General features: G+C 73.6%; 12 protein-coding genes. 8 read left to right on the forward strand and 4 right to left on the reverse strand.

The features are described from left to right. Window positions 1–152: 152 nt before the first annotated feature. On the reverse strand, window positions 153–500 hold the full coding sequence (locus OJ962_RS33680; protein ID WP_202956535.1) for a c-type cytochrome: 348 nt from the start codon (window positions 498–500) through the stop codon (window positions 153–155). A 66-nt stretch (window positions 501–566) separates the two neighbouring features. On the opposite strand from OJ962_RS33680, the gene OJ962_RS33685 reads away from it, so the two are divergent. Genes OJ962_RS33685 through OJ962_RS33705 form a run of 5 tightly spaced genes read left to right on the forward strand, consistent with a single transcriptional unit; the run spans window position 567 to window position 4,521 of the window. Continuing rightward, the gene (locus OJ962_RS33685; protein WP_238932052.1) at window positions 567–872 is read left to right on the forward strand and encodes a hypothetical protein; all 306 of its coding nucleotides are present in this window, start codon (window positions 567–569) and stop codon (window positions 870–872) included. Window positions 873–921: 49 nt separating this feature from the next. Further along, window positions 922–1,284 carry a copper resistance CopC family protein gene (locus OJ962_RS33690; protein ID WP_202956534.1) on the forward strand — a complete coding sequence of 121 codons (363 nt, stop codon included), beginning with the start codon at window positions 922–924 and terminating at the stop codon, window positions 1,282–1,284. After that, entirely contained in the window at window positions 1,281–1,931 is a 651-nt protein-coding gene (locus OJ962_RS33695) for a DUF1775 domain-containing protein (protein WP_202956533.1), read from the forward strand. The genes OJ962_RS33690 and OJ962_RS33695 overlap by 4 nt, the downstream gene beginning before the upstream one ends. Continuing rightward, on the forward strand, window positions 1,928–2,596 hold the full coding sequence (locus tag OJ962_RS33700) for a hypothetical protein (protein ID WP_202956532.1): 669 nt from the start codon (window positions 1,928–1,930) through the stop codon (window positions 2,594–2,596). The genes OJ962_RS33695 and OJ962_RS33700 overlap by 4 nt, the downstream gene beginning before the upstream one ends. Further along, window positions 2,593–4,521 carry a copper resistance CopC/CopD family protein gene (locus OJ962_RS33705; protein ID WP_202956531.1) on the forward strand — a complete coding sequence of 643 codons (1,929 nt, stop codon included), beginning with the start codon at window positions 2,593–2,595 and terminating at the stop codon, window positions 4,519–4,521. The genes OJ962_RS33700 and OJ962_RS33705 overlap by 4 nt, the downstream gene beginning before the upstream one ends. Here the strand turns inward: OJ962_RS33705 and OJ962_RS33710 are convergent. Beyond that, the gene (locus tag OJ962_RS33710) at window positions 4,508–4,729 is read right to left on the reverse strand and encodes a hypothetical protein (RefSeq protein ID WP_270006925.1); all 222 of its coding nucleotides are present in this window, start codon (window positions 4,727–4,729) and stop codon (window positions 4,508–4,510) included. The two genes, OJ962_RS33705 and OJ962_RS33710, sit on opposite strands and share 14 nt — an antisense overlap. A 5-nt stretch (window positions 4,730–4,734) precedes the next feature. Beyond that, window positions 4,735–5,931, reverse strand: coding sequence for a Fic family protein (locus OJ962_RS33715; protein ID WP_202956529.1), 1,197 nt, complete (start codon window positions 5,929–5,931; stop codon window positions 4,735–4,737). Window positions 5,932–6,103: 172 nt separating this feature from the next. On the opposite strand from OJ962_RS33715, the gene OJ962_RS33720 reads away from it, so the two are divergent. From OJ962_RS33720 to OJ962_RS33730, 3 genes are all read left to right on the forward strand, one after another. Beyond that, the gene (locus OJ962_RS33720; protein ID WP_202956528.1) at window positions 6,104–8,089 is read left to right on the forward strand and encodes an ATP-binding SpoIIE family protein phosphatase; all 1,986 of its coding nucleotides are present in this window, start codon (window positions 6,104–6,106) and stop codon (window positions 8,087–8,089) included. Continuing rightward, a complete protein-coding gene (locus tag OJ962_RS33725; RefSeq protein ID WP_238932160.1) occupies window positions 8,086–8,397 on the forward strand; it encodes an STAS domain-containing protein in 312 nt (103 codons plus the stop codon). The genes OJ962_RS33720 and OJ962_RS33725 overlap by 4 nt, the downstream gene beginning before the upstream one ends. A gap of 70 nt (window positions 8,398–8,467) precedes the next feature. After that, window positions 8,468–9,775 (forward strand): patatin-like phospholipase family protein, encoded by a 1,308-nt coding sequence (locus tag OJ962_RS33730; RefSeq protein ID WP_202956526.1) that lies wholly within the window; start codon window positions 8,468–8,470, stop codon window positions 9,773–9,775. Here the strand turns inward: OJ962_RS33730 and OJ962_RS33735 are convergent. Beyond that, window positions 9,772–10,318, reverse strand: a 547-nt coding sequence (locus OJ962_RS33735; protein WP_270006926.1) for an anti-sigma factor, incomplete at its 5' end; no start/stop codon positions are given. The two genes, OJ962_RS33730 and OJ962_RS33735, sit on opposite strands and share 4 nt — an antisense overlap.

A 10,318-nucleotide genomic window follows, 5' to 3' on the forward strand; every position in this document is an offset into this window, starting at 1 on the left:
ACCCGCTCCGCGCCCGCCGCACCCCCCGCCGGCCCCCGCCCCGCGCCCGCCATGGCCAGGGCCAGCGCACCGCCTAGCCCCGCGCGATCGCGCGGGGCCGGCGAGTTTCGCCGCCCCGCGCCGCGCCGCCTCGCGGGGCGGCGCGAGCGCGCCTAACTGGCGCCCGCGTTCTCGGCGACGTAGTCGGCGATCGCCTGGATCTGCTCCGGCGACAGCCGGCCCTTGAACGCGGGCATCGCGCCGCCGCCGTTCTCGGTCTGGGTTCGGACGAGGTCCGGGCCCGGACGCAGGTCGTCCAGGTTCGGGCCGACCTGCCCGTTCGCGCCGGCCGCGGCCAGCGTGTGGCAGTTCGCGCAGTTCTGCGTGAACAGCTCCTGCCCGTTGGCGGCGGACGGCTGCCCCGGCGTGGCCGTGGCCTCGCCTTCGCCCTCGGAATCGCCCCCGCACGCGGCGAGGGTCAGGGCCGCGAACACGGCGGCCAGACAAGCCCGGGTCTTCACACCAGGCAATCTATCTGGCCAGAAGGTCTGTCGGACGCGCGCGTTCTCGCCTATGCTCGTTCGGTGATGAAGCGCGCCTTGGCGTTCGTCTGCCTGTTCGTGTTGCTCGCGTCCGCTCTGGTCGCGTCGCCCGGGCTTGCGCTGACGATGGCTCCGGCGCTGCTGTTGCTCGCACTGCTGGCGGGCGGCTTCCGGCCGGGCGAGGCGCTGATCGAGCGCCTGCGCGACCGGCGCCGCAGCACCCCGCTCCCGCGCCCCGCGGCGCGGGCGCCCCGGCCTCGCCTCGTGCTCGTCGCGCGGCCCACGGCCGGCCCGCTCGCGTCCGCGCTCGCAATGCGGCCGCCTCCTTCCGGGTTCGCAGGTCTCACTTAGCCCTGCCGCGCCACGCGCGGCGCAACCCGGAAGACGAAGGAACACAACGATGCGCAAGAAAGTCACCACCGCCCTCGCGGCCACCGCGGCGGTCTCCGCGATCGCCACCGCGACCGCGTTCGCCCACACCGAGGTCAAGTCCACCTACCCGGGCAAGAACAAGACGGCCAGCACGCGGATTGGCACGGTCAGCGTCACGTTCACCGGCCAGATCCGCTCCGGCACGATCACGGTCACCGGCCCGGGCGGCACCGTCTCCTCCGGCAAGGGCGGCCGCGATCCGCGCGACGTCCGCAAGCTGCGCGTGCCGCTGAAGTCCTCCAAGCGCGCCGGCACCTACACCGCGAAGTGGACGATGAAGGCCGCCGACGGCCACACGCAGACCGGCTCCTTCAAGTTCAAGCTCAAGTGATCCGCCGCGCCCTCCTTGCCGCCGTCACCGCCGCGCTCGTCGCGGCACCGGCGGCCTCCGCGCACGTCCAGGTCCGGCCGGCGCTCGCCGCGCCCGGGGACCCTGTGCTGTTCCAGGTGATCGTCCCGAACGAGAAGGACGCGCACACGACCGAGGTCACGCTCCAGATCCCCAAGGACGTGATCCCGTTCTCGTTCGAGGAGCCCGAGGGTTGGACGCGCGAGAACAAGACGGGCGCGGACGGCAGCCTGGAGACGGTCACGTGGAAGGGCGAGCTGGCCGAGGACGGCTTCGCGCGCTTCGCGTTCCTGGCCTCCACGCCCGAGCAGGAGGGCGAGATCGCGTGGAAGGCGATCCAGACCTACGACGACGGCTCCACGTCGCGCTGGATCGGCGCGCCCGACTCCGACAACCCCGCCGCCGTGACGACGATCTCCGCCGACGCGCCGCGCGAGAATGCGGGTGGTGAGGGCGCCGAGGCCGAAGCCGCCGCGTCCGCGACCGCCGCGCCCGAGCAGACGAACGCCGAGCCCGTGGCGGCCACCGTCGAAGCGAGCTCGGACTCCCCGCTGCCGCTGATCCTGTCCATCGTGGCCGTCGTCCTCGCGGGCGCGGCCCTCCTGATGCAACTGCGCCGCTCACGATGACCAGACGTCCCGTCGCCCTGCTCACCCTGCTGGCCCTGCTCGTCGCGGCGCCGGTCGCGTTCGCCCATGAGGGCAACCCCAACTACCGCTCCGTGGTCAAGACGATCACGCCGAACACTGAAGGCGTGAACGTCGAGATCCTCAACTTCGACGACCGTGTCCTGCTCCACAACACCAGCCGCGAGGACGTCGAGGTCTTCGGCTACGAGAACGAGCCCTACGCGCAGGTCAAGGCCGACGGGACCGTCCTGGTCAACACGAATTCCAAGGCGTACTACCTCAACGAGGACCGCATGGGGGACGCGGCCGTGCCGCAGAACCTGCCGTCCGAGCCGGAGTGGAAGGAGCTCTCCAAGAGCGGCCGCTTCGAGTGGCACGACCACCGCATGCACTGGATGGGCGAGAGCGACCCGCCGCAGCTCACCGACAAGAACAAGGAGACGGTGATCTACGACAAGTGGCAGATCCCGATCCAGATCGGCAGCCAGAAGGGCGAGGTCACCGGCACGCTGACGTGGGTGCCGCTCGACAGCGGCGGGCTGCCGCTGGCCGCGATCTTCGTCTTCGCCGGCCTGATCATCGTGCTCTCGCTCGCCGTCTTGATCGTCCGCCGCCGACGGGGCGAGCCGGCGGAGGGCGGCAAGGAACCCGTCGAGGCGTGGTGAGGCGCCTCCTCGCCCTCTGCCTCGCGCTCGCCGCCGGCCTCGTGGCGCCCGCCTCGGCGCTCGCGCACGCGACGCTGCAGTCGACCATCCCGGAGCGCGGCGAGCAGCTCAACGCGCCGCCCGCGGAGGTGGTGTTCGTCTTCGACGAGGCGGTCGAGGCCAGCTTCGGCGCCGTGCGGGTGTTCGACGCCACCGGCCAGGAGGTCCAGACCGGCGAGGCGTACCACCCGGAGAACCGCGGCGAGCGGATCGCGATCAAGCTCAGGGACGGACTCGGCGACGGAACGTACACCGCCACCTACCGGCTCGTGTCCGCGGACGGCCACCCGATCTCCAGCGGCTACGTCTTCACCGTCGGCGAAGGCGCCGCGCCTTCGGCCTCCCTCGACGAGCTGCTCGCCGCCGGCGGCGGGACGAGCTCGACCGCGAACACCGCCCTGGCCGTCGCCCGCGGCTTCCAGTACGCGGCGATCGCGATCGGCCTCGGCGCGCTGATCTTCTTCCTCGCCTGCTGGCGTCCCACCCGCCGTCGCTCGGCGCCCTTCGTCGCGCGGCTGGAGCGGATCCTGCTCGTCGCCGCGATCACGGGCTTCGCGTCCGCGTTCGTCGCCGTGATCCTGCAGGGCTGGGTCGGCCAGGGCGGCTCGCTGCTGGACGCGGTCAGCCCGAGCGTGTTCACCGAGGTGCTCGGCACGCGCTGGGGCCGCGCCTGGGGCATCGGGGCCGCCGTCTGGCTGCTCGTGATCGCGGTGCTGTTCACGCGCCCGCTGCGCGAGGGGGAAGAAGGCGGCGCTGTGCCGGCCGCAGACGCGCCCGGCGACGCCGCCCCGAACGGAGGCGGCTCGCCCGCCGCCATGGGCGGCTCGCCGGCCCTTGCCAACGGCGGCTCGCCCGCCCCCGCCATGGGCGGCACGCCCACCCCCGCCAACGATGGCTCGCCCGGCCCGTCCGGCGGCGTCGCCACCGCCGCCGCGCCGGCCACCGCGCTCGCTGCGCCCGCCACGGCCGGGCCCGCGCTCTCCACCGGCAAGGTCATCGGACTCGCCGTGCCCCTCTTCGCGCTCAGCCTCCTGCCCTCTCTGGGCGGCCACACGAGCGTCCAGCAGCCCGTCGCGGTGCTGCTGCCCGCGAACGTCGTGCACGTGCTCGCGATGAGCGCCTGGCTGGGCGGGATCGCCGTGCTCGTGCTCGCCCTGCGCGCCGCGACGGCGGGCGTCGCGCCCGAGCAGCGCACGCCGCTGCTCGCGGGAACGATCGGGCGCTTCTCGCTGCTGGCCACGATCGCGCTGCCGGTGCTGATCGTCAGCGGCGTCGTGCAGAGCCTGATCGAGGTCGGCAGCTGGGCCGCCCTGCTGGACACGGCGTTCGGCCGCTCCGTGCTGATCAAGATCGCCGTCGCGGTGCTGATCCTCGCCGCGGGCGTCTACAACCGGCAGAAGCTCGTGCCCGCGCTCAAGGCGCTGACGGGCTCGCCGGGGCGGATCGGCGCGCTGCTGCGCCGCGTACTGGTCGTCGAGCTCGCGCTCGGGTTCGTCGCGCTCGGCGCGACGGCGGCGCTGTCGAGCTACTCACCGTCGACCGCGGTGTCCGCCGGCCCGTTCTCGACCACGGTCAACGTCGGCCCGGCGCGCGCGGAGATCACCGTCGATCCGGCCCGGGTCGGCCCGAACGAGACGCACCTGTACCTGTTCGACCGCGAGACGGGCGCGCCGTTCGCCGCCGAGCGCGAGGTGCGGCTGACGGCCGAGATGCCGGAGCGCAACATCGCGAAGATCGAGCTGGAGCCGAACGTCGCCGGCCCCGGGCACTACGTGGTCAACGCGGCGAGCCTCGGCGTCGAGGGCGACTGGATCATGCAGCTCACCGTGCGGGTCTCGGACTTCGACGAGTACCCGGCGAAGTTCACCGTGCCTATCGACGGCTGACGGTGCGGCGGAACATCATGAAGCAGATCGCAGCGATGACCAGCGCCAGGATCGGCAGCCCGGCGCCGATGATGTCGACGATCGCCAGCACGAGGCCGGCCACGCCGATCACCCCGAACGCGCCGGTGGCCAGCACGAGACGGTAGGCGCGCTCCTCGCGCTGCTTGCGGGTGGGGCGGGAACCGCCGCGGCGTTCGAGATCGCTCATCGTCGTTAAGTCTGCCACGCGACCCCGGCCTCGAGTCCCACGATCAGATCCAGCAGCCCCTCGGCCTCCCACGCACGGTTGCGCGCGGATTCGGTGAGACGCGTGAGGATCCCGGCGGCTTCCAGCTGCTCGATCGCGTTCGCGACCGCCGGCTTGGTTCGCCGGGTCGCGGCGACAGCGACCGACACCGTGACGATCGGATGCGCCGGAAGCACGGCGATCAGGCCCCAAGCGGCGGCGTCCGCCCGAGGATTCGCGTGGTCACGCAGCCGCTGGCGCCACACGTCCTGCAGCCGGCTCACGCGCGCCGTGTAGTGCACCGCGAGCATCGCGGCCTCGGCGGTGGCGGCCGCAAACAACTCGATCCAGTCGGCGAGCCGGTCCTCGCGGAACAGCGTCAGACCGTTGAGGTAGCGATCCTTGTCACGCGCGAGCACGACGCTGATCGGGGGCACGAACGCCGGTGTGAGTCCGCGTCGACGGAGCACGACCTGCACCAGCGCACGGCCGGTTCGGCCGTTGCCGTCCTCGAACGGGTGGATCGTCTCGAACTGGGCGTGCGCGATCGCGGCCTGTACGAGCGGCGGAAGCGCGACATCGTCGACGAACGCGCACAGATCGTCGAGCAGCCGATCGACCTCGCCCGGCGGAGGAGGGATGAACGCCGCGCCACACGGGTTGTAGTCGTTGCCCCCGATCCAGTTCTGCGAGCTGCGGAACCGCCCGGCGATCTGCGAGTTCGGTGCCCGCTCGAGCAACACCCGATGGATGTCCAGCAAGTCCCCCGGGCGGATTCCCGCAAGCTCGGCAGCTCGTTCGATCGAGAGCTGCATGGCGTCGATGTTCGCGAGGATCTCGGCCGCTTGTGAGCCGACTCTGCGGCCGGTCTCCTGGCTGGCCTCGGCGCGCGCCAGCTGGCGGGCATCCACCTGCAGGCCCTCGACCTTCGAAGACGCGATCGACTCGGTTCGCAGCAGCAGCCGGGCGAGCGGCAGCAACTCGGGCCCGGCCTTGCGGTTGAGGTCGAAGATCGCCTTCTCGGCGTCGGACACCACGCCGGCGACGTCGCCGGGCAAAGTGACATCGGCACCGGCGACCGTCTCCGGGATGAAGGCGTCGTACCCGCACGCGCGCCGGTAGCGCGGGGGCGCGTAGACGGCGGGGTCCGCCGGCCAGGTCTGATGGACGTAGTGCCCACGCACGCGGACGCTTTCCTCTGCTCTGCCGTTAGGAAAGGATAGCTTCGTTCCTTTCCCAATGGCACTCTAGCCCTCGTGGAGCTTTCAGTAAAGGATCGGCTCGAAGCTGTCCTTCGCCACGGCTGGCGCGCGACCGCGCGCCCCCGTCGCGCTGCGCGAATACGATCCCGCCGGAATGCCTGACCCGCTTCTGCGCTCACTGGCCGACGCCGCACGCGCGGTCACCGCCGCCGAGACCGACCGCGACGTGCTCAACATCGTCGCGGCGGCGGCGCGTGAGGTGATCGGCGCGCGCAAGGGCGTCGCGCGCCGTGGGCCCAACGGGGCGCCGCCCGGCCCGCGGCTGGTCGCGCCGCTGATGGCGCGGGACGGCTCCAGCCTGGGCTTGATCGAGCTGTGGGACAAGCCGGGCGACTTCACCCGCGACGACGAGGCGATCGTGATCCAGCTCGCGCAGATGGCCGCGAACGCGATCGAGACGCTGGAGCTGCTCCAGCGCGAGCACGCCGCGCGCCTGGACGCCGAGGAGCAGGGCCGGCGGCTGCTGCGCGAAAAGCAGCGCGCGGAGGCGCTGCACCGCGTCGGGCAGGCGATCGCGGGGCGGCTGGAGCTGCACGAGATCGTCCAGCTGGCCACCGACGCGGCGCGGGAGCTGACCCCCGCGCAGTTCGGCGCGTTCTTCTACAACGTGATCTCCGATGCGGGCGAGGCGTACATGCTCTACACGCTCTCGGGCGTCGAGCGCAGCGCGTTCGAGCGCTTCCCGATGCCGCGCAACACGGACATCTTCGCGCCCACGTTCACGGGTAAGGGCATCGTCCGGCTCGACGACGTCCTCGCCGACCCGCGCTACGGCCACAGCGCGCCGTACCACGGCATGCCCGAGGGCCATCTGCCCGTCCGCTCCTACCTCGCCGTGCCCGTGATCACCTCCGACGGCGAGGTTGCCGGCGGCCTGTTCTTCGGCCACCCCGAGCCCGGCATGTTCAGCGCCGAGGACGAGCACATGGTGGTCGGGATCGCCGCGCAGTCCGCGATCGCGATCGAGAACGCGCGCCTGTACCAGGAGCGCACGCGCACGGCCCAGACGCTCCAGCGCGCGCTGCTCCCGCCACACCTGCCGGAGATCGACGGGCTCGAGCTGGCCGCGACCTACCGCGCCGCGGGCGAGGGCAACGAGGTCGGTGGCGACTTCTACGACGTGTTCGTGCAGGGGGACGGGAGCTTCGCGGTGGTCGTCGGCGACGTCTGCGGCAAGGGCCCGCAGGCCGCCGCCGTCACGGCGCTCGCGCGCTACACGCTGCGCGCCCACGCCGCCGCGGGGCTGCGCCCGAGCTACCAGCTGGTGCGGTTGAACGACGCGATGCTGCGCCAGCAGGCCCCCGGGTTCGTCACAGCCGCGCTCGCGCGCGTGGAGCTGCACGACGAAGCCGTCCAGGTCGAGCTCACGACCGCCGGGCACCCGATGCCGATCCTCGCGCGCGCGGACGGGACCGCGGTGGCGGTCGGGGACGTCGGCACGCCGCTCGGGATCATCGAACGGCCGGACCTGCCGGAGGTGCACATGACGCTGGCGCCCGGCGACCTGCTCGTCTTCTACACCGACGGCGTGAGCGAGGCCGACGCGCCGCGCCGCATCCTGACCGAGCCCGACCTCGCGGCGCTGGTGGCGGAGAAGGCCGCGGACGGCCCGCGCGCGGTGGTCGAGCACCTCGAGCGCACGGCGGTGAGCAACGCGGGCGGGAACCCGCGCGACGACATCGCCTGCCTGGCGCTGCGGGTCGCGGCGCCACGGCGCGTCTCGGAGCGCTTCGCGGCGCGCCCGGAGGCCGCGCACGACGTCGCCGACGCGCTCGCCCCGCTCGCCTCCGAGCTCGGCGAGCGGACCGCCATGGACGTGCGCCTGCTCGCGACCGAGCTGGTCGCCAACGCGGTCCGCCACGCCGACGCGGCGACCGTCCAGCTGGAGGTGCGGCTCGCGCCGCGCACGGTGCACCTGAGCGTGAGCGACGACGGGCGCGGCTTCGAAGCGCCCGCACGGCCGATCGAGACGCCCGACGGCCCCGGCGGGTGGGGGCTGTACCTCGTCGACCGGTGCGCCGCCCGCTGGGGGATCGAGCGCGGCGAGCGCCACCGCGTGTGGCTGGAGCTGGCGCGATGATCACCACCGAGCCGCTCGGCCCGGACACGGCCGCGATCGTCGTCGGCGGCGAGGTCACCTTCTCGAACGTGATCGAGCTCGAACGAGCGCTCGCGAACGCCGAAGCCGCCAACCTCGTCATCGACCTCACGCAGGTCCTGTTCATCGACTCCAGCGGCCTCTCGACGCTGATCACGGCGTCCGCGCGCGGACGCGTGGCGATCGTCCTCGCGCCGGAGAACCCACCCTCGATCTTCCGCTTCCGCGGGGTCGAGCGCCTGCTCGCGCTCTACCCGAGCCGCGAGGCCGCGCTGGCCGGGCTGTCCTGACGGCGCGCCGCAATCTTGGCCCGCGGTCCACACGGACGACCGCGCGCGGCGGACACCCTTCGCGACACGAGTGCGAATCGGTCTTGTCCTCCCCGGCGGTGGGGCGCGCGGCGCGTATGAAGCCGGCGCGCTCTCGGTCCTGCTCCCCGCGCTGGAGGCGCGCGGGGAGCGGGTGGAGGTCGTGTGCGGGACGAGCGTGGGCGGGATCAACGCCGCGGTCGTCGCCGCCGTCGCCGCCCGGCCGGCACGCGAGCAGGCCCTGACGCTCCTCGAGCACTGGCGCTCCGTGCGCAAGGGGTTCGTGATCCGGCCGGTGATCGGCGTCGGGACCGGGCTCGGCCTGGTGCGCCTGGTGGGCGAGCTGCTCGAGCTCGCCGGCCTGCGCGCCGCCTCGCTCCTGGACCCTTCGCCGCTCGCGCGCAGCCTGGACGGCTGGATCGACTGGGACGCGTTGCACGCCAACGTCGCCGCGCGGTTGATCCACGCGGTGTGCGTCGTGGCGACGTCAGTCGAGCGCGGGCTCCCCGTCGGGTTCGTGGAGAGCGCCGCGGCGCCGCCCCGCGGTGACCGCGAGATCGACTACGTCCACACGCGCCTCGAGGGCCAGCATGTCCGCGCCTCGGCTGCGATCCCGCTGCTGTTCCCGCCCGTGGAGGTGACCGCGCCGCTCGGCGCCGTGGGCCACTACGTCGACGGCGCGACGCGCCTGAACGCGCCCATCGCGCCCGCGCTGGCGCTGGGCGCCGAGCGCGTGATCGTCGTCGGCTACGAGCCGTTCGCGGCCGAGCGAGGGCGCTCGGCGGGCGCGGCCCCCGCGCCGCGCGTGCCCGGCCCGGCCCTCTCCCCGCCCCGCCTCGCGGACGTCGCCGCCAACGCGCTCGACGGGCTGCTGCTCGACCAGGTCGCCCACGACGTGCGCCGCATGCTCGCGGTCAACGCGTTCTTCGCCGAGCACCCGACGACGGGCACCTCCCGCGCGGCTCGCGCCTACCGCGAGGCGCAGGGGCGGCCGCCGTACCGGCGCGTCTCGTACGCGCTCGTGGCGCCGTCGCGGCGCGGCGAGATCGGCGCGCTGGCCGAGGCGGTGTTCCGCGAGCGCTACGGCGGGTTGCGCGGGCTGCGCTCGCCGGACTTCGCGCTGCTCTCGCGGGTGCTCGGGGGCGGCGCCGCGGCCGCGAGGGGCGAGCTGCTCTCGTTCATCTTCTTCGACGAGGTGTTCATCGAGCGGCTGTTGAAGCTCGGCCGCGAGGACGCCCAGCGCTGGCTCGACGCGCACCCTTCGCTCTGGTCAGCGGACGCCGCGGCGGTGGGCTTCGAAGCGCCCGCGGTGAGCGCCGAGGCCGTCGCGCTCGACGAGTTCCGCGCCCGTCGCCGCTAGACGGTCGGGCCGCGCAACACGGACACTCCGGAGTGGCCGGGGTCGCCGTCGCCCGGCTCGAGCGAGATGTCGAAGTAGCGGAAGCGCTCGGGGTCGACGGGCAGCGGGAGGCGGAGCGTCGCGGTGCCGTCGTCTCCCACCCGGAACGAGCCGAGCCCGACGAGCTGGTTGTCGGCGCCCAGCAGCCACAGCTCGTAGAACTGGCCTTCCGCGGTGGGCTGCAGACCGCTGACGCGCAGGCTGACGCGGTCGGAGGACACGCCGACGCGGCCGCTCGCCCCGGGCTCCACGCCCTCGATCGGGCTGAGCACGAGCCGCGTCGCCGGCTCGGGATCGCGGTCGAGCAGGACGCCGAGGCCCGTGCCGGCCGCGAGCAGCGCAACCGCCGCGACCGCGGGACGCAGGACGAGCCGGCGCCCGCGCGCGAGGCGGCCGCGCGTGAAGCGCCGGCGGGCCGCCGCGCCGTGGGCGCCCGGCGCGTCCACGGCATGGGAGTGGCCGGGGGCGACCCGGAAGCGCGCGGGCGCCCCCGGTCCCAAGGTC

The organism is Solirubrobacter deserti (assembly GCF_027587175.1).
GTDB classification, from domain to species: domain Bacteria; phylum Actinomycetota; class Thermoleophilia; order Solirubrobacterales; family Solirubrobacteraceae; genus Solirubrobacter; species Solirubrobacter deserti.

Excerpts from the sequence above, each read along its gene's own strand:
- OJ962_RS33685 (WP_238932052.1), top strand. The coding sequence starts at position 567 with ATGAAGCGCGCCTTGGCGTTCGTCTGCCTGTTCGTGTTGCTCGCGTCC.
- OJ962_RS33690 (WP_202956534.1), top strand. The coding sequence starts at position 922 with ATGCGCAAGAAAGTCACCACCGCCCTCGCGGCCACCGCGGCGGTCTCC.
- OJ962_RS33700 (WP_202956532.1), top strand. The coding sequence starts at position 1,928 with ATGACCAGACGTCCCGTCGCCCTGCTCACCCTGCTGGCCCTGCTCGTC.
- OJ962_RS33710 (WP_270006925.1), bottom strand. The coding sequence starts at position 4,729 with ATGAGCGATCTCGAACGCCGCGGCGGTTCCCGCCCCACCCGCAAGCAG.
- OJ962_RS33720 (WP_202956528.1), top strand. The coding sequence starts at position 6,104 with ATGCCTGACCCGCTTCTGCGCTCACTGGCCGACGCCGCACGCGCGGTC.
- OJ962_RS33725 (WP_238932160.1), top strand. The coding sequence starts at position 8,086 with ATGATCACCACCGAGCCGCTCGGCCCGGACACGGCCGCGATCGTCGTC.